The organism is Oryzifoliimicrobium ureilyticum, assembly GCF_037199735.1.
Lineage (GTDB): Bacteria > Pseudomonadota > Alphaproteobacteria > Rhizobiales > Rhizobiaceae > Rhizobium > Rhizobium ureilyticus.
The window spans coordinates 303,371-330,352 of the sequence record NZ_JBBBVQ010000001.1 but is presented as its reverse complement, the minus strand read 5'-3'; the positions used below and the strand labels follow the sequence as shown (position 1 = coordinate 330,352).

Here is a 26,982-nt window from a genome sequence, read left to right as displayed (position 1 = left end):
TCTGCGTTAGCCGGCAGCGACGGGCGCACCCCAGCCGCCCCAAATGTAAATGCTGAAGAACAGAAACAGCCAGACGACGTCGACGAAGTGCCAATACCAGGCTGCAGCTTCAAAGCCGAAATGCTGCTTTGGCGTAAAGGCACCGTTCAAAGCTCTGATCAGGCAGACAAGCAGAAAGATGGTTCCCACCAAAACGTGAAAACCGTGAAAACCGGTCGCCATAAAGAAGGTTGCACCGTAGATCGAGTTACGGAACGCAAAAGGCGCGTGTGCGTACTCATAAGCTTGGACGCAGGAGAACAGCACCCCTAGCATGATCGTCAGCACCAGACCCTGGATGAGGCCCTTGCGGTCATTATGGAGCAGAGCGTGGTGTGCCCAGGTAACGGTGGTGCCAGACAAAAGCAGGATCACCGTATTGTAAATTGGCAAGTGCCAGGGATCGAGAACTTCAATACCCTTCGGTGGCCATTGGCCGCCCGTATAGGCAAAGCGCGATGCTTGTATGGTTTCGTGAGGAAACAGGCTGGCGTCGAAGTAGGCCCAGAACCATGCCACGAAGAACATCACCTCGGAAGCGATGAACATGATCATGCCATAGCGCAGATGAAGCGCGACAACCGGGGTGTGCGCACCCTCATGGGCTTCTTTGATCGTATCGGCCCACCAAGCGTACATGACGTAAAGGATGACGGCGAGGCCTATGTAAAAGATCCAGGGTGTCGCCCATTCGATCCCAAAGAGATGCAGCGATCCGCCATTGAGATAGCGCATGTAACCTACGCCGCCAAATGTCATGACCAGCGCACCGATCGAGGCCATCAATGGCCATGGGCTCGGCGCTATAATGTGGTAGTCGTGGTTCTTCTGATGCGCATCCGCCATAACGGGACCCCCCGGTTCTTTCCTGTTTCGGTCTCCGGCAAAAGCCGAAGACACGCCTCCTCAAAGACTCTTCTGATGACCGTCTTTCTTTTCAGCCGACGATGCAACCGGTTTTGGTGCTTCTTTCGGGTAGAAAGTGTAAGACAAAGTCACCGTATGTATATCCTTCGATTCAACCGCCTTGGTGATCTCAGGATCTATGTAGAACACGACCGGCATCGTCAATTTCTCACCGGGCTTTAAAACGGTCTCGTTGAAACAGAAGCACTGAACCTTGTTGAAATAGGCTCCTGCCTCACCAGGCGTCACATTGAATATCGCCTGCGCATATTGTGGCTGATCCGAGCGATTGACGGCCGTAAACTCAACCTGGATGGTCTCGCCGATACGAGGATTGACCTCGCGCTGAACTGGTTTGAAGTCCCATTCCAGGCCAGGTGCCACATTCGCGTCAAACGTGACGCGCATTTTCCTGTCGAGAATAACGTTGGAGGCCTGCTCTACCCGCTGGGTCGTGCCGTTATAACCTGTGACCTGACAGAACAATCGATAAAGCGGAACGGCAGCATAGGTCGCAGCGCCCATGCCGACGACGAAAGACAGACACATCAAAACAACGGCGGCGTTATTGCGAGGCTTATGCGTCTGCTTTTCCACCTGTTATCCCCCTAAGCGTGCCATGCCGACATTTTTACGATGGTAATCGCGTAGAAAAGCAAAACCATAGCCGCTAGTACAATTCCCAGGGCTATATTTCGGTTGCGCCGGGATTTGCGCTGGGCCTCGGTCAGCTTCACGGTTTCAATCATGCGGCACCTCCCGCCGACATTAGAACGCCAGCGAGATGATCGAGCATAAGCGCAGAGAAGATCGCAAATAGATAGACGATGGAGTAGGCAAACAGCTTCTTGGCAGGGACCATCTTCTGGTCGCCATCAGCCATGCGCCAAACTCCAATCGAACAGAGCAGGAAACCCGCACCAAGCACGGCTGCAGCCAAACCATAGCCAAGGCTCGCAAAACCGAGCAAGGAAGGAGAAATCCCGCTCAGAACGGTCAAAACCGCATAAACCAAAATCTGATTTTTGGTCGTCCGTTCGCCAGCTACATTGGGCAGCATCGGAACACCGACAGCCTCGTAGTCACGCATCTTAAATAGAGCCAATGCCCAAAAATGGGCCGGCGTCCAAAGGAAAATGATGAGGAAGAGCGCAATGCTCTCGATCGTGATCGTTCCTGTCACGCATGCCCAACCGATCATGGGCGGAAAAGCTCCGGCAGCACCCCCAATCACGATGTTCTGCGGGGTCGAGCGCTTAAGCCACATTGTGTAAATGACGGCATAAAAAAAGATTGTGAAGGCAAGAATGCCTGCAGAAAGCCAGTTCACTGCGAGGCCAAGTATCGCAACCGAAAATCCGGAAAGCACTAGGCCAAAAGCCAGCGCTTCCTGCGGGCTCACACGACCAGAGGGAATTGGCCTGCGCGACGTCCGCGTCATGATTGCGTCGATATCCGCATCATACCACATATTCAGCGCGCCCGATGCTCCGGCTCCCACGGCAACACACAGGATCGCAATGATGGCGAGGACGGGATTAATGTGGCCTGGGGCAACCACGAGGCCGGCAAAGGCCGTGAAAACCACCAGCGACATAACGCGTGGTTTCAGGAGCTCGAAGTAATCACGAGCGCCGGCTTCGGAAAGGCTGAGATCGCCTTCTTGCAAAAGCGCATCATGATTGTCGATTACCGTCATTCTTCTATCCAGTGCTTAGCTCATGCACCGACTCCAGCAGCCGGTGCATGAATTGTTCCTAGCGGATGCGAGGAAGCTGCTCCCATTGGTGATAGGGCGGCGGGGATGGCAATTGCCATTCCAGCGTTGTTGCTCCCTCTCCCCATGGGTTGTCGCCTGCTACGCGCTTCTTGGCAAAAGCCTCGAAGACACCGAAAAGGAAAATAAGGACACCGACGGCAGAGATGTAAGAGCCAATCGACGAGACATAATTCCAATGAGCAAAGGCGTCCGGATAGTCAATATAACGCCGCGGCATACCTTGCAAGCCGAGGAAATGCTGCGGGAAGAAAACGAGGTTCACACCGATGAACATCACCCAGAAGTGAAGCTTGCCGATGAACTCGTTGTACATGTAGCCACTCATCTTCGGGAACCAGTAGTACCAGGCCGCGAAGATCGCAAAGACAGCGCCGAGCGATAGAACGTAGTGGAAGTGAGCGACGACATAATAGGTATCGTGCAGCGAACGGTCGAGACCGGCATTAGCAAGCTGGACGCCCGTAACGCCGCCGACGGTAAACAGGAAAATGAAGCCCACTGCCCAGATCATCGGCGTGCGGAAGGTGATCGAGCCTCCCCACATCGTCGCAATCCAGGAGAAGATCTTCACGCCGGTCGGCACTGCAATCACCATCGTCGCGAAGACGAAGTAGCGCTGCGTATCGAGAGACAAGCCCGTCGTGTACATATGATGGGCCCAGACCACGAAGCCGACAGCGCCGATAGCCACCATCGCATAGGCCATACCGAGGTAGCCGAAGACGGGCTTTTTCGAGAAGGTCGAGATGATGTGGCTGATAATGCCGAAGCCAGGCAGGATCAAAATGTAAACTTCAGGATGGCCGAAGAACCAGAACAGATGCTGGAACAGGATCGGGTCACCGCCATTTTCCGGCGAGAAGAATGACGTCCCAAAGTTACGATCCGTAAGAAGCATCGTGATGCCGCCCGCCAAGACCGGCAGCGAGAGCAGGAGAAGGAACGCGGTAATCAGGACGGACCATGCAAAGAGCGGCATCTTGTGCAGCGTCATGCCAGGTGCGCGCATGTTCAGGATCGTCGTGATGAAGTTGATCGCGCCGAGGATCGACGATGCACCAGCGACGTGCAGCGCAAAGATCGCGAGGTCAACGGCCGGCCCCGGATGGCCGGAGGTCGAAAGCGGCGGGTAAAGCGTCCAGCCACCACCGACACCGTAAGCTCCCGCAGGGCCTTCCACGAACATCGAAAGGACCAGAAGGATGAAGGCCGGCACGATCAGCCAGAAGGAAATGTTGTTCAAACGCGGGAAAGCCATGTCTGGTGCGCCGATCATGATCGGCACCATCCAGTTGGCAAATCCGCCGATCATCGCAGGCATGACCATGAAAAAGATCATGATCAACGCATGCGCTGTCGTGAACATATTGTACATCTGCTTGGCGCCGTCGATCGCGGCGTCGCCTTGATAGCCATAGACCATCGAAGCCAGACCGTGGAAGATCTGAATTCCAGGCTCCTGCAACTCCATGCGCATGGCAACGGACAGGGCCCCGCCGACAATACCGGCGATGATCGAGAAGATCAGGTAAAGCGTTCCGATGTCTTTATGGTTGGTCGAAAAGAACCAACGATCCATAAAACCGGGCGTATGAGAATGATCGCCGCCTGAAGCGTGCGCACCGTCACCGTGGACGACTTCACGAAGGTCGTGATGTGTGGAAGTTCCAGCCATGTCGAGATCTCCCCTCAGCGAGCCGTATTTTCAGCGAGATCAACGGACGGGGCCGTCGGTCCGGTTTGCGCCATCAGCGTCTTATATGCTCCTGGAAGATCCTTGGCCGCAGCCGTTAGCCACTGCCTATACTTGTCTTCAGAAACGACGCGGATCGCGATCGGCATGAAGGCATGATCTTTTCCGCACAATTCTGAACACTGGCCGTAAAACAGACCTTCACGCTCGGCGCGGAACCAAGTCTCGTTCAGACGACCGGGAACGGCATCGATTTTGATACCGAAGGAAGGCATGGCAAAGGAGTGAATCACGTCCGTTGGCGCCGACGTCACGAGGACACGAACTGTCTGGTTAACAGGCAATACGAGTTCATTATCCACCGCGAGAAGGCGTGGATAGGTCGCAAGATCCGTCTTGCCGGCACTTGCACGGTCCGGATCCTTCAGAAGGTAGGAATCGAAAGCAACTGGCGTCTCGCCGCTGCCCTCATACTCATAATTCCACTGCCACTGCGTTGCGGTGGCCTTGATCGTCACATCCGGATTTTCAGGTAAGGTCAGCTGGGCTGTCAAAAGATTGAAGGAAGGCACAGCGAGGAAAAGCAGCACGAGCACGGGACCCACGGTCCAGATGACCTCGATCACGGTGTTGTGGCTCGTCTTCGACGGCACAGGATTGGCGCTGGCGCGAAAACGCACGCAAACGACAATCAAGAGCAGCAACACCATCAAGGTGATCGGCACGATGAACCAGAGCGTATAGTGCTCGAACCAAGTGTTCTCGCGCATGATCGGCGTTGCCGCCGGCTGCATCGTCATTCCCCATGGGGTCGGTTGGTCGGCATGTCCGCTCGTAGCGGACAGAAGACAGACCAGCGCGGTCAAACCCGCATAAGCCTTCTTAATCACACGTCTCTCCCTCAAGCTCCGACGCTGCGCAACGCGACACAGAATCTCGCCATCCTCTCTCCCGTTTCAAATCATAGTTTAGAACCGACCGCAACAGAACAGAAGAGATGGTGATGCGGCATTTTTGCCTGTTTGCATAAGAAACCGCTTTGGAAAGCAGCTTTCTTCCGCTGGGAGATTGCGACAAAGCGTTGACAAGGTCCTATTTCTGCCGCACTCCCCAGTTTGTGCTGGCATGGCTTTTCGTTTTTGATGGCTGCCTGCAAGAATACGGCACCGATTCGATATCCAGAGGTTTTCATGGGTCTTCCTTCCCTCGCAAGGTCGTTTCTTTTGATTGTAGGCCTTGTCGCCGCAGCAAATCCGGTCTGGGCGCAATCGCAGTCGGCCCCATCGAAGATGGCGCCTCCATCTGGCGGCGCACAGCCCCCCGTGGAGGATGTGAAGCCGGGCCAGGCGCAACCTCAGGCCCCGGGAACGGTCCGGTCCAATCACGGCGCTTGGTCGATTGTCTGCGACAAGCCCGCCGGCGCGTCTACTGAACAATGCGCTCTGATGCAGAACGTCATCGCTGAGGATCGGCCGGAGGTCGGGCTTTCTGTGGTAGTTCTGAAGACTGCTGATCGGAAGTCAAAAATATTGCGCGTGCTCGCTCCCCTTGGCGTCCTGCTGCCTAACGGTCTTGGCCTTAACGTAGACGGCAAGGATATTGGCCGCGCCTACTTCGTCCGCTGCTTTGCGGATGGTTGCTATGCGGAAGTGGTTCTCGAGGACGAGCTGTTGAAGACGCTGCGCAGCGGTGCCAGTGCAACCTTCATCGTCTTCCAGACACCGGAGGAAGGTATCGGCATTCCGGTTGACCTTAAAGGCTTCGCGGAAGGCTACGACGCTCTGCCCTGAGCCTGACCAACAATAGTTGAGCAAACAAGAAATGCAGCGCCGGACAATGTCCGCCGTGCATTTCGGCTCGAGGCAGCTTGTTCTGTGGCCGAAGGCAGCCTACATCGAACATAGGATCGTATCCGCCGGAGCCTTCGGCGAGATATGCACGGATTTCCGGAAGCTGCGGAGCATGCGATGAATACCGACCTGCTTACCCTGTTCGATGCCGACGAAGCTGCCCTGCGCAGACTGGTCGCAGAATCACTCTCGGGCGCCGACGACGGAGAGCTTTTCATTGAACATGCGCAGGCTGAGTCATTGATGTTCGACAATGGCCGCCTGAAGGGTGGTAGCTTCAACACGGATCAAGGCTTCGGCCTTCGCGCCGTGGCCGGCGAAGCGGTTGGCTATGCGCACGCTGGTGAACTTTCTGTTTCCGCTCTCAAGCGCGCTTCCGATGCGGTGGGTGCGGTAACTCGCGGCTATTCAGGCAACTACTCGGCAGCACCGCAGCCCACGAACCGCAAGTTCTACAGCGACGAGAACCCGATCGGGGCTCCGAGCTTCGAAGAAAAGGTTAAGCTGTTGACGGAGATCGACGGCTATCTTCGCAGTAAGGATGAAAAAGTGCGGCAGGTCACGGCATCCGTCGCGGCAAGTTGGCAGGTGGTGGATATTTTACGTGCCGATGGCCACCGCGTGCGTGACATCAGACCCATGACGCGCCTGAATATCTCCGTGGTTGTCGGAGACGGCGACCGTCAGGAAAGCGGGTCCTACGGCATAGGCGGACGGACGGGTTTTTCCGAGTTTATCGCGACAGACAACTGGCAGGCTGGCGCGGATGAAGCGTTGCGTCAAGGACTGGTCAATCTCGAAGCAATCGATGCGCCGGCGGGCACGATGGACGTCGTTCTCGGTTCAGGCTGGCCTGGCGTCATGCTGCATGAAGCCGTGGGCCACGGTCTTGAGGGCGACTTCAATCGTAAAAAGACCTCGGCTTTTGCCGGTTTGCTAGGCGAAATGGTAGCGGCTAAGGGCGTGACGGTTGTCGACGATGGGACCATCGACGCTCGGCGAGGCTCCATTTCCATCGACGATGAAGGTACGCCATCTGGCTACAATGTCCTGATCGAGGACGGGCGGCTGGTCGGCTACATGCAGGACCGCCAAAATGCGCGCTTGATGGGAATGGCCGCGACCGGCAACGGTCGCAGACAAGGCTATGCCCATGTGCCGATGCCAAGAATGACGAATACCTATATGCTCGGCGGCGATAAGACACCGGAGGAGATTATTGCCTCCGTCAAGAAGGGCATTTACGCCGTGTCGTTCGGTGGTGGCCAAGTGGATATCACCTCTGGAAAGTTCGTGTTTGGATGCACCGAGGCCTACCTCATAGAAGATGGGAAGATCGGACCTGCTATCAAGGGCGCCATGCTGATCGGTAACGGTCCCGATGCAATGAAGCGCGTGTCGATGATCGGCAATGATACCAAATTGGATACGGGTATCGGCAATTGTGGCAAGGCTGGCCAATGGGTACCTGTCGGCGTGGGTCAGCCTCATTTGCGAATGGACCAAGTTACTGTTGGCGGTACGAAAGCCTAGGGAGCGTCAATGACCGAGATCACCATTCGCCCATTTGTTGAAGCCGATGCGGATAGTGTCATTTCGATGATCCTTGCCATCCAGCGTGATGAATTCTCAGTACCGATTACCGCCGACGCCCAGCCGGACTTGCGGGTTATCCCCGACTTCTATCAGACGGGTGACGGCCAGTTCTGGGTGGCAGAGCATAACGGAGAAATCGTCGGTACCTTGGGTCTCAAAGACATCGGCGAACGACAGGCGGCTTTACGAAAGATGTTCGTTTTGGAGGCGATGCGCGGGCCGCAGCATAACATCGCGCGCCAGCTTCTGGATGCGCTGCTTCTGCACGCGAACGCTCGTCAGTTGCGCGATATCTTTTTGGGTACGACAGAGCATTTCCTGGCGGCACACCGCTTTTATGAAAAGAACGGCTTTGTCGAAATCGGGCGGGAAAAGCTGCCACGCAGTTTCGCCGTGATGGCCGTCGACAGCAAGTTCTATCATCGCCACATCCAGGCCTGACCGTCTCGATTTCCTGCAAGACGGACGTCTAGCAGACCGGCTTAAACTTCCATTTGCGCTCAATGGCCGGTGCGAGATCGAGATTGTTTTGACGTGCGAATAAAAGAACATGACCGAGCAGGTCAGCCGTTTCATCGGCGAGAGCGCGTGATAGTTCGTCGCGCGACTTGCCTTTCGGAAGGCCCCTGCCCGTCCACTTGTTCCAAGTTTGAACCAGTTCCCCCAGTTCCTCCTGAAGCTGCAGGATAAACCAATCATCGTCGCGCATGATCTCGTAGGCTTCGGCATAGGATTTGGAAGCCAATTCGAATTGGCTGGACAACTGAGCAAGCATTTTCGTTCTCCTTTTATTCTCAAGGAGTGACCGATTCCTGTCTGATCGTCCAGCGGGTTCGCCTGCTCGCTGCGGCAAGCGGACACGGCATCGCTGCTGAGTAAAAGCAAGCCGTCGCCATTAGCCTTTGCTGGGCAACAGCATGCAGTCGTAGGAACGGCGCTTGAGCGCTTCGCACGCCGTGTTGGCAGCTTCGCGGCTTTTGAAGCCAACGAAGCGCGCGCGATAGATTTTGCGAGATCCGGAACCGACCGACTGCGTGAAGGGTGACGCGGATTTCAGGGCCGCTCCACCTTCAGACTGCGCCTGGGAAAGAAGGGCATGGGCTGCATCTTCGCTAGGTGCGGCCGAAATTTGAATTTGCCAGCCGGCTACTGAAGAAAGAGATCCCGTCGCATCGCTATCGACCGCCGCAAATGGTTTGGCAGAGGCGATTTCCGGTAGATCCGCGGGGCGGTCTAGGGGAACGGTTCCCTGGGGAATAGCGGCAGTCGAAAGATAGCCAAGAGCCTTTGGCTGAGGAGAAGTCGTAGTTTCCTCAAGACGCGGCGCAACGACCGGCATCGGCACATCGCTGTCCTCTGCTGCGGAAGCAACTTCGACAGTACGACGGCCTCCGACGCTCGCGACCAGAGAAGAGCCGGCAGAAGCCCGGCTCATGTAGCGGTCAAGAAGGGAAGCCATATAGGCGTCACGGCTACGTGCAGTTCGTCCACCCATGACAACGCCAATGACGCGGCGGTTCCCGTCCCTGACAGCGCTGACAAGATTGAAACCGGACGCATTCGTATAGCCGGTTTTGATCCCGTCCATGCCCCGATAACGGTACATCAGATTGTTATGGCCATGAATGGTCCGTCCGCGGAAATTGAAGCTTTCCGTCGAGAAAAGACGATATTCACTTGGAAAATCACGCATCAAGGCAACAGCAAGTGTCGACATGTCACGCGCCGTCGTCACCTGACGATTGTCTGGCAGCCCGGATGCATTGACAAAAACTGTGCGGGTCATACCGAGAGAGCGCGCCTTTTGCGTCATCAGGCGCGCGAAGTCGCTTTCCGATCCACCAAGTTTTTCGCCAAGTGCCGTTGCTGCGTCATTCGCCGACTTCGTGATCATACCGAGGATCGCTTCACGGACCGTCACGGTGCCGCCTGGTTTCAGTCCGAGCTTTGTCGGCGGACGCGTCGCAGCATATTTCGACACCGTGATCGGCGTATTCCAGCCGAGCTTGCCACGCTTCATGGCATCAAAGGCCATGTATATCGTCATCATTTTCGTCAATGACGCGGGATGATTGATGGCATCTGCATTTTCAGATGCCAGAATTCTGCCGTTGCGCGCATCGAGAATGAGCGAGGCACTGCCGGCGGAGGCCATAACGGGTGCGGCAATCGTCATTGCAGCAGTCATCAACGCAGCCAACAGCTTTCTCATGCACTTTCCCTCGATCGCCGGCAAGTTGCCGAACATGCTTGTCCCGTTTTGCAACACATGCGGTCGATATGGCGCAACTTTGCGGCAACGGAGATGAATCATAGGGAATTTCTGCGGGTTAGGTTAAGTCCGGGTTAATGGCGCACAAAGAAACATTCAACTCAAGCGTTTCTCGGTGGTTAGACCCGGCGAAGCGCTTGTCGAAATCCCATCCCGCAGAACGAATGACCAGCCTCGACCTGTGTCATTAGGCACTCTTAAGCGATCTTTGGGTAAATCAACATAAAGCCAGAGATGATGAGAACGATAATGGAACTGAAACAGCGCATGCGGCTGACGGCAATCACTGCCGGGCTTGAGATTTCGCATCTCGCTCACAAGCTAAACACGTTCTCAAAGGCACGCGGCCGCGGCGTTATCTTCACGCTTCATCATGTGAGGCCACATATCGAGCGCACTTTCAATCCAAATGCGCATCTTGAAATCACGCCGCAATTCCTAGACTGCCTACTGGGTAGGCTAAAGTCGGATGGCTATCGGTTTATCAGGCTGCAAGAGGTTCCTGATTATCTTTCGAAGGCCGATGCGCAGAACCCGTTTGCAGTCTTCACGCTCGATGACGGGTACAAAAACAACAAACAGTATGCGACCCCGATCTTTGAACGGCATGAATGCCCGTTCACCATCTTCATTGCGGGCGGGCTCGCAGAGCGCACTCATAGCCTGTGGTGGGAGACGCTGAGCAAGCTTCTCAATGAAACAAGCGATATTCAATTCGACTTTGGCGAGGGCCTGGAGAAACTGCAGGCCACAACATCAGCGGAAAAGACCAATCTATTTTCTCGGTTTGCGGGCTTTGTCCATGCAGGTAACGAAGCTGAGCGTGTGGCGCAGCTTGATACCTTCGCTCTTCGATGCGGTATTGAACCCATATCCCTTGTTGACGACCTCGTCATGACACCGCTGGAGTTAAGGCAAATCGCCGAACATCCGCTGGTGGACTTCGGAGCGCACACGATGTCGCATCGCGCTGTTGGCCGATTACCGCCGGCAGATGCCTTTCAGGAAATGCAGGCATCCGCAGATTACCTTGAGAGCCTGACCCGGCGTCGGCCCAGTTCGATTGCATTTCCCTATGGGACGAAGGAAGCTGCAACCGAACGGGACGGCGGACTTGCCGCCCAGGCCGGTTTCAAACTTGCCGTGACTACACAGCCTGGGATCATCAACGACAAAGCCGCGATGACTTATCTGCCACGCATGTCGATCAACGGCCTTTATCAAAGACCCCGCTATGTCGCCGCCCTTGCTTCCGGCATACCGCTCAAATTGATGGGCCGCTGAGCACTCCTCCTGCTCAGATTGATCCGATCGAGCGGCGCAAGCCCTATGGGTACATTCTGACTTTGTCCCAATGACCCGACGCAGGATCAGGACGATGAAACTCGATCCGATCATGGAGCCGGAATTTTCCATCCTTCCAAAACTCGATTGAGGTCGGGCGAATACGAAACCCAGACCAATGCGGCGGACGCGGAATTTCCCCGAGAGCGTAGCGGGCCGTGAATTCGGCAACCGCCTTTTCCAATGCGAACCGGCTTTCCAGAGGGCGAGATTGTTTGGATGCCCACGCGCCTATGCGGCTGCCGCGCGGACGGCTTTGGAAATAGGCATCGGCCTCGTCATCGGCAACAATCTCGACGGGTCCTCTCACCCGAACCTGCCGCCGTAGCGACTTCCAATGGAAGCAAAGAGCAGCTTTTTTCTGTCCGAGGATTTCTCGGCCTTTCTGACTTTCAAAATTTGTGTAAAAGACGAAGCCGTGATGATCGAATCCCTTCAGCAGAACCATCCGGACATTGGGAAGACCCTCTTCGTCCACCGTCGCCAAGGCCATAGCGTTCGGATCGTTGATTTCCGAAGTTTGAGCCTCGTTCAGCCAATCTGCAAAAATAGCAAAAGGCTCGTTTCGATCGGTAAAGTCACCGGTTGTTAACTCGTTTTCCGACATATTAGTTCAAATGCCTCGGGTTTAAGTTGATTTGCCCAGCCGCACGTAACTGGACAGCACTGAGGAGACTAGTCATTAAAAAGAGGTTTCTCCATAAAAATGGCCGGCCTTTTGGCTATGGGGTCCTTTTTGTCGCGGGTATCTCGGTTCTCGCTCTGCCGGGGTGCACGACGAGCGGCCTGGACATGTTCTCCCGCACGCAGGTAGATCGTTCGGTCAAAACGTCCACCATTCCTCAAGCTGCGCCAACCAGTGACTCGATTTCCGACGAGGTGACGGTCGGGAATGCTGTCACTTCAGCAGATATTTCCAAAACGGCGGGCCAGCCGCTCGCCTGGGCCAATGCCTCGACAGGAAGCGCTGGAGTTATCGACAAGATCGTTGAGAATAACGATTCCGGCGTCATTTGTCGGCAGTTCACGACAACCCGGCATTCTTATGTTGGCATTGCGAAATTTGCTGGCAAGACATGTCTCGTCAATAGCGGGAATTGGCAACTGATGAGTTTTCAGCAGCAGGGTTGATGAAGGCCACGAACAAGCCCGTTCGGCCTTCTTTATGAACATCGATCAATCAATATTTAGCAAAAGGCTAACCATTTCCGGCAGAACACGTGCGGAAAGACCGCCAGCTAACGACTGATTAGCAGTTTTCCTCGACCATTCCGCTTGAACGCGCGCTTTCGTTTTGAACCGGAACGCGCCGAAAGAGTTGTTTTGTCGGCATACGCTATAGAAACTGCGTAGGTCGCTGAGCCGGTGGTTGATATATGCGTGACCCTTACAAAGTCCTGGGAATCCGACGCGACGCAAATCAAGCTGAGATCAAGGCTGCCTGGCGTAGTCTGGCGAAATCAGCCCATCCCGATCACAATCCGGGTGACCCGGATGCCAATGCGCGCTTTATGGAGATCGGTCGCGCCTACGAACTGCTAAAAGATCCAAAAAAGCGGCGGCAAGTCGATCGGGCCGCGGCTATGGCCGAGCCGAAAAGCGACGAGCCTACGATCATGCAACAACGGCAGGCAGCACGTGAAGCGGCCGAACGTGCCAAAGCGGCGCGTGAAAATGCCGAGCGGATCATGGAAGAACTTGCCAGAGCCGCGGCACAGAAGGCCGCTGCGGAAGCTGCCAAGCAACAGACGGGAACCGTGGAAGCCGAAGAAGTTGTGGAACGTATGTTCGGCTTTTCCGGCCGCGCCACGTCCGGCAGCAGGGCAAGACCGTCCTCGGCAGGTCGTCCCGCAGGTCCTGAGGCAGAAACAGCAAGCGCTGCCGCGCCGGAAGAAAAACCATCCGCCGACGACAACGCGCCAGCCAGCGATCAGGCTGCCCCGCCTCCCAGCGTTCTTCAGCCGCTTACTCTTCTGACCTCGCTGGTTCGGCGCATCACCGGCGCTGCACCGCTGCCCGAAAAAGCGCCAGACGAATTGGCGATCGCAACGGTGACCATCCAGGAGATTATGGAGCAGGCGCGCGTGAGCGTGCCATTGCACGATAATAGAGAGGCGACCCTTACTCTTTCCCCTGGCATGACAGAGGGCAGCGAAATCCGCTTGAAAGGACAGGGCTATAAGTTGCCTGGCATGGCGCGAGGCGATGCCGTCGTGACGTTGAAGGTCGCACCGGACGCCGACATGACCGTGCGCGGCTATGACGTTCATACCATACTGCCGGTCAGTATCGATAATGCCGTCCTCGGCATGCAGGCGGAAGTTCGGGGGCCGACGGATTCTCTTAAAATCGATATTCCCGCCTGGTCGGGATCGGACAAGGTTATCCGCATTCCCGGAAAAGGGCTGCCCAACGAGGCAAGCGAGCGGGGTGACCTTGTCGTCGAGCTTCGCATCGTTCTGTGGGAGAAGCCTGACGATAAGATGACCGATCTCATGCGCAGTATGAAAAACGGCCTCTATCTTTAGTTATAAACTTTCGCGGCTTCATCTTTCCTGGAAAGGCTATGTCGACCGAAAAGCTGAAAGCAAAGGTTGCACGCTCCATGGACAAGCCTTTCGATTGACAACTTTCGCCTGACGATCCGGCGCAAGGTTTGTTACGGTTCCTAACAGTTGATGATTGCTGTTCAGCTTGAACCGCGGATCGGCCTATGCCATAGGCAAATCCACTTGAATTCTTTAGGGGAACAAACATGGCTCAGGCATCCGGCCTCATGTCTGGAAAACGCGGCATCATCATGGGTGTTGCCAACAACCGTTCGATTGCATGGGGTATTGCCAAGGCTATTCATGCCCAGGGCGGCGAAATTGCGTTCACCTATCAGGGCGATGCGCTGAAGAAACGCGTCGAGCCACTGGTCGCAGAGGTCGGTGGGGTCCTTGCCGGCCATTGCGACGTTTCCGACGAGGCGACTATTGACGCGGTCTTTGATCATGTCGGCAAACTTTGGGGCAAGATCGACTTCGTCGTGCATGCCATTGGTTTTTCCGACAAGGATGAGTTGACTGGACGGTATGTCGATACGTCGCCGGACAATTTCACCAAGACGATGCAGATTTCGGTCTACTCCTTCACATCGGTGGCACGGCGCGCCGAGAAGCTGATGACCGACGGCGGCTCGCTTCTCACGCTCACCTATTACGGTGCAGAGAAGGTTATGCCGAACTATAACGTTATGGGCGTTGCGAAGGCTGCACTTGAAGCAAGCGTCAAGTATCTTGCTGTTGACCTCGGCCCCAAGAATATCCGCGTCAACGCAATATCCGCCGGCCCGATCAAGACATTGGCGGCATCTGGTATCGGCGACTTCAGATATATTCTGAAGTGGAATGAATATAATGCGCCGCTACGCAGGACGGTAACGATCGAGGAAGTTGGCGATGTCGGGCTTTATATGCTGTCTGACCTTTCACGCTCGGTCACAGGCGAGGTCCATCACGCCGATAGCGGTTACCATGTCATTGGTATGAAGGCGGTCGATGCGCCGGATATTTCCGTCGTAAAGGATTGATGAAGCTGGCCTTTCATGGGGCAATGCAGTGCTGATCTATGTGATCCGTCATGGACAGACCGATTGGAACGCTGAGCGCCGTCTGCAAGGCCAGAAGGACATTCCTCTGAATGCCGTTGGCCGTGCTCAGGCAGAAGCCAACGGCCTGTTCCTCGCATCATTGCTCGGCGAACGACATCGCGACTTCGATTTCGTGGCAAGCCCGCTTGGCCGCACGCGTGAGACGATGGAAATCCTGCGCAAGGCCATGGGCCTTGATCCCCTCGCCTACCGTACCGACGACAGACTGATCGAAGTGTCCTTCGGGAGCTGGGAAGGTTCAACGATCAAAGAACTCAAGGTGGACAACCGCCGTGGCGTCGAAGAGCGGGCGTGTAACAAGTGGCATTTCATTCCGCCTGGGGACGATGCCGAAAGCTACGAAATTCTTTCCTGGCGCACCGGCTCATGGCTGAAGTCGGTTGAAAGACCGACAGTGTGCGTCAGCCATGGCGGCGTTATCAGAACGTTCTTCCGTATGCTGGCCAATGTTCCAGACCACGACGCCGCGGAAGGCAGCATTCCTCAGGATAAGATTTTGCGGATAGACAGAGATGCTGGCGAAATCAGCTGGCTCTGAGGCCGGATGATCGGTCCGTCTTGTTAACGCTCGCCGATCATCTGACTACTTGACGATATCGAGGTCGTTGATGACACGTTTTCCATCGACTTCAGTGTAAAAGACGATCACTTTCACGCCCGCCTTCAAGCCCTCAAAGTCAAATTCTTCTGAGGCCTGATATGTTTTGCCGTCTTCAAGCGTGATGCTGTGGGTATTCATATCGATCTTTCGGATCACGGATTCGACGTCCGCACTCTCAGCGAAACCGCTGATCGGGGAAAGAAAGCTCGCTGTGGCCAAAAGCGCGGCAACGACGAAACGCATGATGGCACTCCTCACCATAAAACGGGTTTGATTCGATTTTGCTTAAATAGCCTTGGGAATATGGCGGAATTTGCCCGGAAACTTGGCACTTCGCGCCTAATTGATGAATCGCTTTTTAACCATACTGGCCTGTTGCATCCGCGTTGCGCCAGAACAAAGAAAGTCTTTTGTCACCTCGACTTTTCCCTTAAGAGAAAGCCAAATTAACAAGAAAGCGTGGCCGCCCGCCCGCGCAATCCGGTTTTGGTTCATGTCGCATAATAGTTTCGGTCATCTCTTTCGTGTCACTACATGGGGTGAAAGCCATGGGCCTGCCCTCGGTTGTGTCGTTGACGGTTGCCCCCCCGGCCTGAAGTTCAAGCTCGCCGACGTTCAATCTTGGCTCGATAAGCGGAAGCCTGGACAGTCGCGCTTCGTCACGCAACGCCGCGAGGACGATCTGGTCAAAATTCTTTCAGGGGTCATGACCGAGGCTGATGAAGAAACGATCGTGACAACGGGCACACCAATATCCATGCTGATCGAAAACACCGATCAGCGGTCCAAGGACTATGGTGAAATCGCTCGTCAATATCGCCCGGGACATGCCGACTATGCCTACGACGTGAAATATGGCATTCGCGACTATCGCGGCGGCGGACGCTCCTCAGCGCGGGAAACGGCCGCCCGTGTAGCTGCTGGCGCAATCGCCCGGCTTGTCGTTCCCAATATGATCGTTCGCGGCGCTCTGGTGCAGATCGGCAAGCATCGCATCGATCGCAGAAACTGGGACTGGGATCAGGTGTCGCAAAACCCGTTCTTTTCCCCTGATGCCGCCATCGTTCCGGTCTGGGAAGATTATCTCGATCAAATCCGCAAAAATGGATCTTCGATCGGCGCCGTTGTTGAAGTGGTCGCCGAGGGCGTGCCGGCTGGGATTGGTGCGCCGATCTATGCTAAACTCGATCAGGATATCGCCGCCGGTCTCATGTCGATCAACGCCGTTAAGGGTGTCGAGATTGGCAACGGGTTCGGCGCAGCAGAGATGACTGGCGAAGAAAATGCGGATGAAATGCGGATGGGAAATGATGGACGCCCGCTTTTCCTATCGAACAATGCCGGCGGCATTTTGGGCGGAATCTCGACAGGTCAGCCGATAGTTGCGCGGTTTGCAATCAAGCCCACATCGTCCATCCTGACCGAGCGGCGCTCGATCAATGCCGACGGCGAGAATGTGGATATTCGCACCAAAGGTCGCCATGATCCGTGCGTTGGCATTCGCGCCGTACCCATTGGAGAGGCCATGATCGCATGCGCCATTGCCGATCATTATCTTCGAGACCGGGGCCAGACGGGCCGCGACAGAGAGGGAAACCATCATGCCTTTTGATCAAAAGCGCGTCGTTGACGCCATTCGCGCCTTCGAGGCCGGCGAAATCGTTGTGGTCGTCGATGATGACGGCCGCGAAAATGAAGGCGACCTGATTGTTGCGGCTGTCCATTGCACGCCGGAGAAGATGGCCTTTATCGTGCGCCACACATCCGGGATCGTTTGCACGCCGATGCCGCGTACGGAAGCCAAAAGGCTAAACCTTAACGCAATGGTGGCAGAGAACGACTCAGCTCATAAAACCGCCTTCACCGTTTCCGTCGACTTCAAGCACGGTACGACAACAGGCATTTCAGCTGATGATCGCACGCTGACCGTTCGTAACCTGGCCAACCCGAATGTCGGCGCGAATGACTTCGTTCGTCCGGGTCACATTTTCCCGCTGATCGCAAGTGAAGGCGGCGTGTTGATGAGGTCGGGGCACACGGAAGCAGCCGTAGATCTTTGCAAACTTGCCGGCTTGCCGCCGATCGGCGTGATCTGCGAACTCGTCAATGACAATGGTTCGGTGATGCGCGGAGAGCAAGTGAGCAGCTTCGCAGCGTCGCATGGCCTGAAGTTGGTCTCGGTCGCCGATCTCATTGCCTATCGGCAGCGCAAGGAAACGCTGATTGAACTCGGAGAGAGTTTCGACGTCGAGACACCTTTTGGACGCGCGAAAGCCTCTACCTATTCCCTGCCCTGGGACCCGATGCAGCATCTCGCTGTGGTCTTCGGCGACATTCGCGATGGCATCGACATTCCCGTAAGGCTTCATCCGGAAAACGTCGCCGATGACTTGTTTGGCAAGGCACGCCCAGTCGATCGCTATATGCAAAAGATCGCGGAAGAAGGCCGTGGCATCATTGTTTATCTTCGAGAGGGGTCCGTCGGCGTCGGGAACCAGGGTCGCGGTCGCGAAAACCTGCGAAAAAACCGGGAAGATCATGCGGAAGCGCGTAGCCGCGAAAGCGAATGGCTGGAGATCGGGCTTGGCGCGCAGATTCTGAAGGATTTGGGCGTTACCTCGATAAAGTTGCTGACAAGCCGCGAACGCCATTATGTCGGCCTTCAGGGTTTCGGCATCGAAATCTCTAAGACGGAGATCTGCTGACTTTCACCTCGGTAACAAATCCCTGGCAGGACCTCTTCAACCCTGCCAGCCGTCCTGGTAGACGACCTCATCCAGGCCAGCAAATTTTGCAAGCCGACCAAGCTCCGAGGCAAGAAGGGCCATTCGTCCTGAGGATGGTCTCACGCCCCTTTCAAGCCAAAGGCGTTTGACCGACAGAATGTTGGATTTTCGATCGGCTTTCATGTCGATACGACCGATCAGCCGATCGCCTTCCAATAGCGGAAAAACATAATAGCCGTATTGGCGCTTGGGTTCGGGTACAAAAACCTCGATCCGGTAGAAGAAGCCGAACAAGCGCTCAGTGCGAGCACGGTCGCGTATCATCGGATCGAATGGGCTGAGTACGCGCAGGCGGGCCGGTGGCGAAGGCGCGTCGAATGCCTGTTCGCCGAAGTCTTTGAAAGCATAGGCAGCTCGCGGCTTGCCCTCCAGCGCCGGCTCGATCAAAACGGGTTCAAGTTCATCCCGATGCTGCTCCACCCACAGCCGCGCTTCTTCCGGTGAGATCAGTGCCCAAAACGCAGCGATTTCCCCATGTGTTGCAAAGCCAAGCCTTTGCAGTGCGCTTCGGCAAGACCAGTCGACAAAGTCGTCGTGGCTAACTTCGGGCATTAAAAACTCCGCGGGTATTACGCGCTCCGTCAGATCGTAGATTTTTTGGAAGTTCGCGCGGCCTGCAATTGAAAGACGTCCCGTATGCCAGAGGTATTCGAGCGCAGTCTTATTTGGATGCCAGTTCCACCAGCCGCCCGACACGTGATCTTCGGCCTTGACCTCTCGGGAGGTGATCGGACCACCTTTGGCAACCCGCTCGTAGGTCTCCGCAAAGGCAGCTTCAAAACCCTCGCCGCGCCACTTGCGCCAGCGCTCCAGCAGATCTTGTTCTTTACGCCGAAAGCGATGCTTCCAGTATTTGAAGAAGGCGCTCGGCAAGATGGCTGCATCATGCGTCCAGTGCTCGAAAAGCTGTCTGTCGTTTTCCAGAAGCTCCGTCAAATGCTCTCTGCGATAGGTCTGGTTGCGTGAGAAGAGAATTTGATGATGCGCGCGCTCGACGGTCTGAATACTGTCGACCTGGACAAATCCTATGTCCTCGATAAGTCCGAGCAGCCCAACTTTCGTAAGGAGTCGGCTTGGCGGCGCAGAAAGGCCTTGTCGTTCCAGGAAAACACGACGGGCGACGGCATTTGGAAGTAATGTGGTCATGCCGTCACTTTAAGCGGAAGAAACGCTTTATCCACCCGAAATGGAATCTATCGCGGTACGCATCCGCCTTTTTCTTGGCCTTAGCGAGTTCAAGCTCTATGACAGGCGATGCGCTGAACAGTCGCGCCATATCAATCGAGCTGGAGAACGCAGCCTTGGAGATACGCTTCGAACAGGCCGAAGTTCGATACGGGGAAAAGGTTGCTCTCCAGCCTCTCTCTCTTTTGTTGACCGAAAATCGCATCGGCGTCATCGGGTTGAACGGATCCGGCAAAACCACCTTTGCCCGCATGATCAACGGCCTTGTCAAGCCGACCAGTGGAAAGGTCATGGTGAACGGGAAGGATACGACCGATGCGAACGGCGCCCTCGCCGATATCGGCTTCATCTTCCAGTCACCGCAAAACCAGATCATCCTGCCGATCGTTCGCGAAGATATCGCGTTAGGTCTCAAAGCGCGCGGCGTAGCCAAAAACGAGCTTGACGCGCGTATCGACGGGGTGCTGGGCCGTTTCGGCGCACAAGCCCTTGGAGATCGTCGCGCCCACGAGCTTTCAGGCGGCGAGTTGCAGATTGCGGCGCTCTGCTCAGTCCTCGCGACCGAACCCGCCCTTCTCATCCTCGACGAACCGACGAATCAGCTCGACTTGAAAAACCGACAGAAGGTCGCCAGCATCATCTCCAACCTTCCAGAGAACATTATCGTCATCAGCCATGATCTTGACCTAGTTGCCGATTTCGATCGTGTGCTGGTGTTTGACCAAGGGCGGCTTGCCGCCGATGCGCCAGGTCGGGATGCGGTGAACCGCTACCGGGATATCGCATTGGCATGAAGTCTCTTTATGTCGAAGGTCATAGCCGGCTTCACCGGCTACCTGCTCGCCTCAAGCTGTTCGTTCTCGCCATTCTTGGCGTTGGGATTTTCCTGACGGACGATCTTCTGGTACTTGTCGCCTTTGGCGCAGTCGCAGTTCTGATTTTTGCGAGCATTGGCCTTCCCCTTCGCGCGGCCTTGGCGATGTTGCGCCCGGTTTTCATCACAATCTTGATCGTTGCCATCTTCAGCCTCGCCTTCAATCCGTGGCAAGAAGCATTGATGACGCTACTGCGGCTGACGACGCTAATGGTATTTGCCGCTGCCGTGACAGCGACAACCAAGGTGACGGATTTCATCGATGAGATAACGCGACTGGCTTATCCTCTTGAAAAGATTGGTCTACTGCGTGCGAGTGACGTAGGGCTGGCAATTGGTCTCGTCATACGCTTCGTGCCCGATATTCTCACACGGTATGAGGCCATTCGCGACGCCCATACGGCGCGCGGCCTGCGGCTTCGCCCTCTCAGCCTTCTCGTACCGCTCATCATCTTGACCCTCAAGGACGCAGATAATGTCGCTTCCGCGATTGACGCGAGACGAATTAGACGGCATGCGGTAACGAAAAACAAAGAGGAGAACTAGCCAATGCTGAACACCCGTGATCTCGTTCTCGCGGCCCTTTTCGCCGCCATCATCGTGGCACTTGGGCTCGTACCGAAAATCGAACTTGGCTTTTTCCCCGTTCCAATCACGGCGCAGTCGCTCGGCGTTATGCTGGCGGGTGTCATCCTCGGCGGTAAGCGCGCGGCAATTGCCGTGCTGATTGTTCTGCTTCTTGTCCTGATCGGCCTGCCGGTGCTTGCAGGCGGACGCGGTGGCTTGGCCGTTTTTGCGGGACCGACCGCCGGCTTTCTGCTCGGATGGCTGCCAGCGGCCTACTTGACCGGCCTTGCCTCCGAAAGCCTCGTTGATCCTGCGACCTCGGATATGAAGCAGCTTATGAGCTTCTTCCTTGCAAGTGTCCTTGGCTGCATCCTCGTGCTTTACGGCTGCGGCATCGTGTATCTTTCGATTGCAGCGAAGATGGGCTTTGTCGCCGCCTTCAAGAGCTCCATGATTTTTATCCCGGTCGATGTCGTTAAAGCGTTCATCGCCGCGCTGGCGGGACGCGCCGTTCTTGCTGGCTATCCCCTGCTGCCGCGCAGCAAAGCTTGATTGAGCGCTTGGCTCCCATAAAGCTCGCGAAGATCAACTAAGATCGGGACATCACTCCAGCTTGTGTCCCGAACCTTGAGTTAGGGGACACCGCCGGTCAGACGAGAAAACCGTAGAGCCAGTCCCGCGTCTCCTCTGGCAGAGCCATGAAGCTGCCGTCGTCGGGGTCTCGGGATTGCCAGATGATTTCGATCTCGGCTGCCGTTTCTTGCCTGCTTTCCGCGACCACCATGAAGCCGACTGAATGTATGCCGATCTTATCGACGGAAGGTACGAAGCGTACCGGATCGCGATGAGCCAATGGCCTTCTAATCGTAAGCGAGACTTTGCTGACGGTGTAATGTGGCTCGACGCCACTCGTAGGACGACGCGACCAGAATGCTTCCAGGGCGGCCTCTGCATAGGTGATATAGGAGGCCAGAAACATGCTCCCGTTCATGTCGACATCATGAAAGGGAACAGCCATTTCGGATAAAGGCAAATATCTCTCTTCGGCCATTGAATAAGCCCCAACAAAAAGCCGCATCTTAGGCTTAGCGGGCAAGTGATATGTTGTAAATCGAAGCCTTCTACTGGGACGACGTCTTCTTCTGATTAGGTAAATAAAGCAGACCTGCTTGTAGCTGTTGAAATCCTTGATATCGACAACATGTGGAATGGATGATGACGCAGGGTGAGGATAAATTGCAGCAATGACCACACGCTTTTACGAACATCCGGTCTTTCTGGAACACACCACTCCGGCCGGCCATCCGGAACGCGCTGACCGTTTGCGCGCTTTGGAGGTTGCTCTCCAACATCCGAATTTCGCGCGCTTGGATCGAAAGCAAGCACCGCAATCGAACGAAGATGCCGTCCTTTTGGCCCACCCGGAAGAGCATCTCTTCGCCGTCATGCGGCAAATTCCCGAGGAAGAGGGCGAAATTCATCAACTTGAGGCCGACACTTATGCTGGGCCAAAGAGCCTGCAAGCGGCTTTGACTGGTGTGGGCGGAGCCATTGCTGCCGTCGACGACGTGTTTTCAGGAGCTGCGGACAATGTCTTCGTGGCGTCACGTCCGCCAGGACACCACGCTGAAAAAACAAAGGCAATGGGCTTTTGCTTTTTCAATAATGTTGCGATTGCGGCCCGCCATGCCCAAAAAACCTATGGGGTGGAGCGTGTCGCCATCGTTGACTGGGATGTTCATCATGGCAATGGAACCCAAGACATTTTCTGGGACGATCCCTCGGTTCTGTTTTGCTCGACACACCAGATACCGCTTTACCCAGGCTCTGGCGCAAAGGACGAAACGGGCACCCACGGCAATATCGTCAATGCGCCTTTATCTCCAAACACGGGCAGCGAGCACTTCAGAGAGGCCTTTAAATCTCGCGTGCTCAGCGCGCTTCAAAATTTCCGGCCCGATTTTCTGCTCGTTTCGGCCGGGTTCGATGCGCATCATCGGGACCCGCTTGCGCAGATCAATCTCGTCGGTGAGGACTTTGACTGGGCAACAGGACGTCTTCTGGAGATCGCCGATCAAAGTGCCTCCAACCGGGTCGTCAGCCTGCTTGAAGGCGGCTATGATCTTGAAGGCCTCGCCGAATCGGCGGGATTGCATATTTTACGAATGATGAAAGGTTGAGTATGACTGGCAGCGTCGGAACCGACGTCACGGAACTGTCCTTTGAAAAGGCAGTTGCCGAACTGGAAAGCATCGTTGCGCGTCTGGAGCGCGGAGACGTGGCGCTCGACGAATCCATCTCGATCTATGAGCGTGGCGAAGCGCTGAAGAAGCATTGCGAAATGCTGCTCACGTCCGCCGAAAATCGAATCGAAAAGATACGCCTCGATCGCTCCGGAAAGCCACAAAGCGTCGAGCCACTGGACGGAGAATAACGATCCGAAGGGAACAAAAGGCATGTCGCGGCATTAACCGCGCATGCCTAAAGACACCTCTCCCAAAGCTCGCCGTGGCATGACGACCTTCGTCATTGTCATCTTCATTATCGCAGTTCTGCTTGCAGCTGTTTATCTGCTTGGCTTCACGCCGGGCGAGACCACCTCGTAAAAGAGGGCATCGTCGCCATCACCATCCTGAAGAGACCTTTATCAGGCCGCTTAGAGTAGAGTTCCTTCTTCACATTTGTGCGGAAGGTTGTTTTCGTCTAAGCACTTTGCATGAGCAAGCTCGAATGTTCGGGCTGCAGGCGCAGCAATCTGTGGTCGCGAGACGGGGCACGGTCTATGTCTTTCTTTCCCGGTGAAGATCCCACAGCTGGCGATGCCCTTTCATCCGATGCCATCGAGAAGCTCATCATCCCGCGCACGAGCGATATAGGCGGGTTCGAGGTTCGTCGTGCTTTGCCAAGCAGCCGGCGTCGGTTGGTCGGCCCTTTCATATTCTTTGACCGAATGGGGCCGGCACTTTTGAAAGCGGGTAGCGCTCTCGACGTGCGCCCGCATCCGCATATTGGCCTCTCGACCGTCACCTACCTCTTTGACGGCGAGATTAAGCATCGCGACAGTCTCGGCACGGAACGCGTTGTTCGACCCGGTGATCTCAATCTGATGACGGCTGGCCGGGGTATCGTTCATTCTGAACGAACGCCCGAGAATTCGCGTGGACAACCTCTTTCAATTTCCGGCGTACAAACCTGGCTTGCGTTGCCCGACGGACGCGAAGAAATCGATCCTAGCTTTTCACATACGGATCGAGATGACATGCCCGTCTTCGCTGCTGGAGGCGCACAAGGAAGACTGATCATCGGCGAATTTGAAGGTCTTGTATCTCCGGTCTCGACGCTAAGCGATACACTGTATGTCGACCTGAGGTTGGATCCCCTTTCGAAATTTCAATTTTCGGCTGGCTATGAAGAGCGTGCGATCTATATCCTCGAAGGCTCGTTGACCATTGCGGGAGACAACTTCGATGCCGACCGTCTGTTGGTTGTAAGGCCAGGAGACGATGTGACGATCAAAAGCAATGAAACCGGTTGCCACATCATGCTGTTCGGTGGTGCTCCACTTGCCTCTCGACGCTACATCTGGTGGAATTTCGTTTCGTCATCAAAGGAAAGGATCGAACAGGCGAAAGAAGAGTGGCGCACAGCGCGCTTTGATATCGTGCCTGGCGATGAGGAAGAATTCATCCCTCTGCCAGAATGATCGACGAAAACTCCCCCGTCTTGTATTCGTACACAAAAAAGAAACTCCAGGCGGTTCTTGAAATAGGCTTGTTTCACAGCAATCTGATCGCATAAACCGAGATAAGAATGACAAAAAGGAAGGGCGTTCGCCCGTGACACAATCGTACAAGACACCGCTTCTGGACACTGTTTCCATTCCTGCCGACCTGAAGAAGATCGAAGATCGCGATCTGCCGCAATTGGCACGGGAGGTCCGCGACGAGATGATCGACGCGGTCTCCAAGACTGGTGGACACCTTGGAGCCGGACTTGGCGTGGTCGAATTGACGATTGCTGTCCACAAAGTTTTCAACACGCCTGACGACCGGCTGATTTTTGACGTAGGACATCAATGTTACCCGCATAAGATCCTCACGGGCCGACGGGATCGCATTCAGACATTGCGGCAGGAAGGCGGCCTTTCTGGCTTCACGCGACGCGCAGAAAGCGAATATGATCCTTTCGGCGCGGCCCATTCTTCGACATCGATCTCTGCCGGCCTTGGCATGGCAGTCGCAGCCGATCTTGCGAAAAGCGAGCGCCGTGTCATTGCCATCATCGGCGACGGCGCAATGTCCGCAGGTATGGCCTATGAGGCACTCAACAATGCCGGCGCACTGGACGCCAGGCTGATCGTTATTCTCAACGACAACGACATGTCCATCGCCCCGCCCACTGGCGCGATGAGTGCCTATCTCGCTCGCCTCGCCTCGGGCCGCAGCTATATGGGAATCCGTGAGTTCGGCAAGAAGCTCACGGCCTATCTTGGCAAGTCGATTGATCGCGCCATCACGCGCGCCGTCGAACATGCGCGCGGCTATGTGACCGGCGGCACGATGTTCGAAGAAATGGGCTTTTATCATATCGGACCGATCGATGGGCATTCGTTCGATCACCTCTTGCCTGTGCTGCGGAATGTCCGAGACAATGCCCGCGGCCCGGTTCTGATTCATGTCGTGACGCAGAAGGGCAAGGGTTATCCGCCTGCCGAAGCGGCTGCCGATAAATATCACGGCGTCAACAAGTTCGATGTCATCACCGGCGCACAGGCGAAGGCCAAGCCGAATGCGCCAAGCTATACTGCTGTTTTCGGGGAAGCGTTGGTAGAAGAAGCGCGGCGCGACGACAAGATCGTTGGAATCACCGCTGCCATGCCTTCCGGTACCGGGCTCGACAAACTCCAGCAGGTTTTTCCGGAGCGAACCTTCGACGTTGGCATCGCGGAGCAACATGCCGTGACCTTCGCGGCCGGTCTTGCATCGGAGGGCTTCAAACCTTTCTGTGCGCTCTACTCGACTTTCTTGCAGCGAGGCTACGATCAGGTCGTTCACGATGTGGCAATCCAAGGTTTGCCTGTTCGCTTTCCGATCGATCGCGCCGGCTTTGTCGGTGCCGATGGCCCGACGCATGCAGGTTCGTTTGACACAACTTTTCTGGCGGCCTTGCCGGGAATGGTCGTGATGGCTGCGGCAGACGAAGCCGAGCTTAAACATATGGTGCGCACGGCAGCAGCCTACGATGCCGGGCCAATCTCGTTTCGTTATCCTCGCGGAGAAGGCGTTGGTGTCGACCTGCCTGAACGCGGCGAAATTCTGGAGATCGGAAAGGGTCGCATCATGAAGGAAGGCGCAAAGGTCGCGATCCTTTCATTCGGAACGCGCCTCGCCGATGTTCTGCTTGCTGCAGAAGATCTTGATGCCGCCGGCCTTTCCACGACAGTGGCCGACGCGCGATTTGCGAAGCCGCTCGACCACGATCTGATCCGCCAGTTGGCGCGCCACCACGAGATCGTTTTGACGATTGAGGAAGGTTCGATCGGTGGCTTTGGCAGCCATGTCATGCAGTTTCTCGCCTCTGAGGGACTTCTGGACGCTGGTTTGAAGATCCGCTCTCTGGTGCTGCCGGATCTGTGGATGGAGCAAGCAAAGCCTGAAGTCATGTATGCGAAGGCAGGGCTTGATCGCGCTGGGATCGTCGCCACCGTGTTCAAGGCGCTCGGTCAGGATCGGAAAATCGGAGCGGCAGGATAACTGTCGTAATGAACGGCTGCTCCGCCGTTCGTCGCTGATTCGGTCCCCCTCAAGAATAAAGGCTTGCATCCGAGCCATTTG

Annotated in this window: 31 protein-coding genes; 18 read left to right on the top strand and 13 right to left on the bottom strand. The window is 55.6% G+C overall.

Going from position 1 to position 26,982, the window contains the following annotated elements:
- Positions 1-6 precede the first annotated feature (6 nt).
- The 7 genes from VQ830_RS01595 to VQ830_RS01565 all read right to left on the bottom strand — a co-directional run bounded on the left by VQ830_RS01595 (position 7) and on the right by VQ830_RS01565 (position 5,610).
- Positions 7-885, bottom strand: coding sequence for a cytochrome c oxidase subunit 3 (locus VQ830_RS01595; RefSeq protein WP_337266300.1), 879 nt, complete (start codon positions 883-885; stop codon positions 7-9).
- A 60-nt stretch (positions 886-945) separates the two neighbouring features.
- Positions 946-1,542 (bottom strand): cytochrome c oxidase assembly protein, encoded by a 597-nt coding sequence (locus VQ830_RS01590; protein ID WP_337266299.1) that lies wholly within the window; start codon positions 1,540-1,542, stop codon positions 946-948.
- A gap of 11 nt (positions 1,543-1,553) precedes the next feature.
- Positions 1,554-1,691, bottom strand: a complete 138-nt coding sequence (locus VQ830_RS01585) for a cytochrome c oxidase system small membrane protein (protein WP_497812702.1) — start codon at positions 1,689-1,691, stop codon at positions 1,554-1,556.
- Positions 1,691-2,644, bottom strand: coding sequence for a heme o synthase (locus tag VQ830_RS01580; RefSeq protein WP_337266298.1), 954 nt, complete (start codon positions 2,642-2,644; stop codon positions 1,691-1,693). Before VQ830_RS01580 ends, VQ830_RS01585 begins: the two co-directional genes overlap by 1 nt.
- Positions 2,645-2,702: 58 nt before the next feature.
- Positions 2,703-4,400, bottom strand: coding sequence for a cytochrome c oxidase subunit I (gene ctaD, locus VQ830_RS01575; protein ID WP_337266297.1), 1,698 nt, complete (start codon positions 4,398-4,400; stop codon positions 2,703-2,705).
- Between the two features lie 14 nt (positions 4,401-4,414).
- Positions 4,415-5,308 (bottom strand): cytochrome c oxidase subunit II, encoded by an 894-nt coding sequence (coxB, locus tag VQ830_RS01570; protein ID WP_337266296.1) that lies wholly within the window; start codon positions 5,306-5,308, stop codon positions 4,415-4,417.
- A gap of 71 nt (positions 5,309-5,379) precedes the next feature.
- Positions 5,380-5,610, bottom strand: coding sequence for a hypothetical protein (locus VQ830_RS01565; protein WP_337266295.1), 231 nt, complete (start codon positions 5,608-5,610; stop codon positions 5,380-5,382).
- Here VQ830_RS01565 and VQ830_RS01560 point away from each other — a divergent pair.
- The 3 genes from VQ830_RS01560 to VQ830_RS01550 all read left to right on the top strand — a co-directional run bounded on the left by VQ830_RS01560 (position 5,609) and on the right by VQ830_RS01550 (position 8,305).
- Positions 5,609-6,208 (top strand): invasion associated locus B family protein, encoded by a 600-nt coding sequence (locus VQ830_RS01560; protein WP_337266294.1) that lies wholly within the window; start codon positions 5,609-5,611, stop codon positions 6,206-6,208. The two genes, VQ830_RS01565 and VQ830_RS01560, sit on opposite strands and share 2 nt — an antisense overlap.
- 177 nt (positions 6,209-6,385) lie before the next feature.
- A complete protein-coding gene (gene tldD, locus VQ830_RS01555; protein ID WP_337266293.1) occupies positions 6,386-7,801 on the top strand; it encodes a metalloprotease TldD in 1,416 nt (471 codons plus the stop codon).
- 9 nt (positions 7,802-7,810) lie between these two features.
- The gene (locus VQ830_RS01550; RefSeq protein WP_337266292.1) at positions 7,811-8,305 is read left to right on the top strand and encodes a GNAT family N-acetyltransferase; all 495 of its coding nucleotides are present in this window, start codon (positions 7,811-7,813) and stop codon (positions 8,303-8,305) included.
- A 28-nt stretch (positions 8,306-8,333) separates the two neighbouring features.
- Here VQ830_RS01550 and VQ830_RS01545 read toward each other — a convergent pair whose 3' ends face one another.
- A complete protein-coding gene (locus VQ830_RS01545; protein ID WP_337266291.1) occupies positions 8,334-8,639 on the bottom strand; it encodes a nucleoside triphosphate pyrophosphohydrolase family protein in 306 nt (101 codons plus the stop codon).
- A 120-nt stretch (positions 8,640-8,759) separates the two neighbouring features.
- Complete coding sequence (locus tag VQ830_RS01540; protein ID WP_337266290.1) at positions 8,760-10,076, bottom strand: serine hydrolase; 1,317 nt, start codon at positions 10,074-10,076, stop codon at positions 8,760-8,762.
- A 309-nt stretch (positions 10,077-10,385) separates the two neighbouring features.
- Here VQ830_RS01540 and VQ830_RS01535 point away from each other — a divergent pair, with 309 nt between their 5' ends.
- Entirely contained in the window at positions 10,386-11,420 is a 1,035-nt protein-coding gene (locus VQ830_RS01535; RefSeq protein WP_337266289.1) for a polysaccharide deacetylase family protein, read from the top strand.
- 43 nt (positions 11,421-11,463) lie between these two features.
- On the opposite strand, the gene pdxH is transcribed toward VQ830_RS01535, so the two are convergent.
- Positions 11,464-12,087, bottom strand: coding sequence for a pyridoxamine 5'-phosphate oxidase (gene pdxH / locus VQ830_RS01530; protein ID WP_337266288.1), 624 nt, complete (start codon positions 12,085-12,087; stop codon positions 11,464-11,466).
- Positions 12,088-12,146: 59 nt separating this feature from the next.
- Here pdxH and VQ830_RS01525 point away from each other — a divergent pair, with 59 nt between their 5' ends.
- From VQ830_RS01525 to VQ830_RS01510, 4 genes are all read left to right on the top strand, one after another.
- Positions 12,147-12,611, top strand: a complete 465-nt coding sequence (locus tag VQ830_RS01525) for an RT0821/Lpp0805 family surface protein (protein ID WP_438617149.1) — start codon at positions 12,147-12,149, stop codon at positions 12,609-12,611.
- Between the two features lie 245 nt (positions 12,612-12,856).
- The gene (locus tag VQ830_RS01520; protein ID WP_337266287.1) at positions 12,857-14,008 is read left to right on the top strand and encodes a DnaJ C-terminal domain-containing protein; all 1,152 of its coding nucleotides are present in this window, start codon (positions 12,857-12,859) and stop codon (positions 14,006-14,008) included.
- 227 nt (positions 14,009-14,235) lie between these two features.
- A complete protein-coding gene (gene fabI, locus VQ830_RS01515; protein WP_337266286.1) occupies positions 14,236-15,054 on the top strand; it encodes an enoyl-ACP reductase FabI in 819 nt (272 codons plus the stop codon).
- Positions 15,055-15,082: 28 nt separating this feature from the next.
- Positions 15,083-15,673: a histidine phosphatase family protein gene (locus VQ830_RS01510; RefSeq protein WP_337266285.1), complete on the top strand. Its 591-nt coding sequence runs from the start codon at positions 15,083-15,085 to the stop codon at positions 15,671-15,673.
- A 45-nt stretch (positions 15,674-15,718) separates the two neighbouring features.
- Here VQ830_RS01510 and VQ830_RS01505 read toward each other — a convergent pair whose 3' ends face one another.
- Positions 15,719-15,979, bottom strand: a complete 261-nt coding sequence (locus VQ830_RS01505) for a DUF1344 domain-containing protein (protein ID WP_337266284.1) — start codon at positions 15,977-15,979, stop codon at positions 15,719-15,721.
- A 250-nt stretch (positions 15,980-16,229) separates the two neighbouring features.
- Here VQ830_RS01505 and aroC point away from each other — a divergent pair, with 250 nt between their 5' ends.
- On the top strand, positions 16,230-17,348 hold the full coding sequence (gene aroC, locus VQ830_RS01500) for a chorismate synthase (protein WP_337266283.1): 1,119 nt from the start codon (positions 16,230-16,232) through the stop codon (positions 17,346-17,348).
- A complete protein-coding gene (gene ribB / locus VQ830_RS01495; RefSeq protein ID WP_337266282.1) occupies positions 17,338-18,441 on the top strand; it encodes a 3,4-dihydroxy-2-butanone-4-phosphate synthase in 1,104 nt (367 codons plus the stop codon). Before aroC ends, ribB begins: the two co-directional genes overlap by 11 nt.
- A 36-nt stretch (positions 18,442-18,477) precedes the next feature.
- On the opposite strand, the gene VQ830_RS01490 is transcribed toward ribB, so the two are convergent.
- On the bottom strand, positions 18,478-19,668 hold the full coding sequence (locus VQ830_RS01490; protein WP_337266281.1) for a winged helix-turn-helix domain-containing protein: 1,191 nt from the start codon (positions 19,666-19,668) through the stop codon (positions 18,478-18,480).
- Between the two features lie 155 nt (positions 19,669-19,823).
- Between VQ830_RS01490 and VQ830_RS01485 the strand changes: the two genes are divergently transcribed.
- The 3 genes from VQ830_RS01485 to VQ830_RS01475 are packed head-to-tail and all read left to right on the top strand — an operon-like array spanning position 19,824 to position 21,700.
- Positions 19,824-20,501, top strand: coding sequence for an energy-coupling factor ABC transporter ATP-binding protein (locus VQ830_RS01485; RefSeq protein ID WP_337266611.1), 678 nt, complete (start codon positions 19,824-19,826; stop codon positions 20,499-20,501).
- A complete protein-coding gene (locus VQ830_RS01480) occupies positions 20,498-21,127 on the top strand; it encodes an energy-coupling factor transporter transmembrane component T family protein (RefSeq protein WP_337266280.1) in 630 nt (209 codons plus the stop codon). The genes VQ830_RS01485 and VQ830_RS01480 overlap by 4 nt, the downstream gene beginning before the upstream one ends.
- A gap of 6 nt (positions 21,128-21,133) precedes the next feature.
- Positions 21,134-21,700, top strand: a complete 567-nt coding sequence (locus tag VQ830_RS01475; RefSeq protein ID WP_337266610.1) for a biotin transporter BioY — start codon at positions 21,134-21,136, stop codon at positions 21,698-21,700.
- Between the two features lie 97 nt (positions 21,701-21,797).
- Here the strand turns inward: VQ830_RS01475 and VQ830_RS01470 are convergent, their stop codons facing one another.
- Positions 21,798-22,199, bottom strand: a complete 402-nt coding sequence (locus VQ830_RS01470) for an acyl-CoA thioesterase (RefSeq protein ID WP_337266279.1) — start codon at positions 22,197-22,199, stop codon at positions 21,798-21,800.
- Between the two features lie 193 nt (positions 22,200-22,392).
- Here VQ830_RS01470 and VQ830_RS01465 point away from each other — a divergent pair, with 193 nt between their 5' ends.
- The 5 genes from VQ830_RS01465 to dxs all read left to right on the top strand — a co-directional run bounded on the left by VQ830_RS01465 (position 22,393) and on the right by dxs (position 26,901).
- A complete protein-coding gene (locus VQ830_RS01465) occupies positions 22,393-23,328 on the top strand; it encodes a histone deacetylase family protein (RefSeq protein ID WP_337266278.1) in 936 nt (311 codons plus the stop codon).
- A 2-nt stretch (positions 23,329-23,330) separates the two neighbouring features.
- Positions 23,331-23,582 carry an exodeoxyribonuclease VII small subunit gene (locus VQ830_RS01460; RefSeq protein WP_337266277.1) on the top strand — a complete coding sequence of 84 codons (252 nt, stop codon included), beginning with the start codon at positions 23,331-23,333 and terminating at the stop codon, positions 23,580-23,582.
- A gap of 43 nt (positions 23,583-23,625) precedes the next feature.
- Positions 23,626-23,754 (top strand): hypothetical protein, encoded by a 129-nt coding sequence (locus VQ830_RS01455; RefSeq protein ID WP_337266276.1) that lies wholly within the window; start codon positions 23,626-23,628, stop codon positions 23,752-23,754.
- A gap of 176 nt (positions 23,755-23,930) precedes the next feature.
- Positions 23,931-24,851, top strand: a complete 921-nt coding sequence (locus VQ830_RS01450; protein ID WP_337266275.1) for a pirin family protein — start codon at positions 23,931-23,933, stop codon at positions 24,849-24,851.
- Positions 24,852-24,984: 133 nt separating this feature from the next.
- Positions 24,985-26,901 (top strand): 1-deoxy-D-xylulose-5-phosphate synthase, encoded by a 1,917-nt coding sequence (gene dxs / locus VQ830_RS01445; RefSeq protein WP_337266274.1) that lies wholly within the window; start codon positions 24,985-24,987, stop codon positions 26,899-26,901.
- Positions 26,902-26,982 lie beyond the last annotated feature (81 nt).

Bases quoted from the DNA above. Each gene is read 5' to 3' on its own strand.
- VQ830_RS01560 (WP_337266294.1), top strand. From the start codon at position 5,609: ATGGGTCTTCCTTCCCTCGCAAGGTCGTTTCTTTTGATTGTAGGCCTT.
- VQ830_RS01565 (WP_337266295.1), bottom strand. From the start codon at position 5,610: ATGAAAACCTCTGGATATCGAATCGGTGCCGTATTCTTGCAGGCAGCC.
- VQ830_RS01545 (WP_337266291.1), bottom strand. From the start codon at position 8,639: ATGCTTGCTCAGTTGTCCAGCCAATTCGAATTGGCTTCCAAATCCTAT.
- VQ830_RS01540 (WP_337266290.1), bottom strand. From the start codon at position 10,076: ATGAGAAAGCTGTTGGCTGCGTTGATGACTGCTGCAATGACGATTGCC.
- VQ830_RS01505 (WP_337266284.1), bottom strand. From the start codon at position 15,979: ATGCGTTTCGTCGTTGCCGCGCTTTTGGCCACAGCGAGCTTTCTTTCC.
- fabI (WP_337266286.1), top strand. From the start codon at position 14,236: ATGGCTCAGGCATCCGGCCTCATGTCTGGAAAACGCGGCATCATCATG.
- VQ830_RS01580 (WP_337266298.1), bottom strand. From the start codon at position 2,644: ATGACGGTAATCGACAATCATGATGCGCTTTTGCAAGAAGGCGATCTC.
- VQ830_RS01480 (WP_337266280.1), top strand. From the start codon at position 20,498: ATGAAGTCTCTTTATGTCGAAGGTCATAGCCGGCTTCACCGGCTACCT.
- VQ830_RS01535 (WP_337266289.1), top strand. From the start codon at position 10,386: ATGGAACTGAAACAGCGCATGCGGCTGACGGCAATCACTGCCGGGCTT.
- VQ830_RS01490 (WP_337266281.1), bottom strand. From the start codon at position 19,668: ATGACCACATTACTTCCAAATGCCGTCGCCCGTCGTGTTTTCCTGGAA.
- aroC (WP_337266283.1), top strand. From the start codon at position 16,230: ATGTCGCATAATAGTTTCGGTCATCTCTTTCGTGTCACTACATGGGGT.
- tldD (WP_337266293.1), top strand. From the start codon at position 6,386: ATGAATACCGACCTGCTTACCCTGTTCGATGCCGACGAAGCTGCCCTG.
- ribB (WP_337266282.1), top strand. From the start codon at position 17,338: ATGCCTTTTGATCAAAAGCGCGTCGTTGACGCCATTCGCGCCTTCGAG.
- ctaD (WP_337266297.1), bottom strand. From the start codon at position 4,400: ATGGCTGGAACTTCCACACATCACGACCTTCGTGAAGTCGTCCACGGT.
- VQ830_RS01450 (WP_337266275.1), top strand. From the start codon at position 23,931: ATGTCTTTCTTTCCCGGTGAAGATCCCACAGCTGGCGATGCCCTTTCA.
- VQ830_RS01465 (WP_337266278.1), top strand. From the start codon at position 22,393: ATGACCACACGCTTTTACGAACATCCGGTCTTTCTGGAACACACCACT.
- VQ830_RS01460 (WP_337266277.1), top strand. From the start codon at position 23,331: ATGACTGGCAGCGTCGGAACCGACGTCACGGAACTGTCCTTTGAAAAG.
- VQ830_RS01470 (WP_337266279.1), bottom strand. From the start codon at position 22,199: ATGGCCGAAGAGAGATATTTGCCTTTATCCGAAATGGCTGTTCCCTTT.
- pdxH (WP_337266288.1), bottom strand. From the start codon at position 12,087: ATGTCGGAAAACGAGTTAACAACCGGTGACTTTACCGATCGAAACGAG.
- VQ830_RS01520 (WP_337266287.1), top strand. From the start codon at position 12,857: ATGCGTGACCCTTACAAAGTCCTGGGAATCCGACGCGACGCAAATCAA.
- VQ830_RS01550 (WP_337266292.1), top strand. From the start codon at position 7,811: ATGACCGAGATCACCATTCGCCCATTTGTTGAAGCCGATGCGGATAGT.
- VQ830_RS01455 (WP_337266276.1), top strand. From the start codon at position 23,626: ATGCCTAAAGACACCTCTCCCAAAGCTCGCCGTGGCATGACGACCTTC.
- VQ830_RS01595 (WP_337266300.1), bottom strand. From the start codon at position 885: ATGGCGGATGCGCATCAGAAGAACCACGACTACCACATTATAGCGCCG.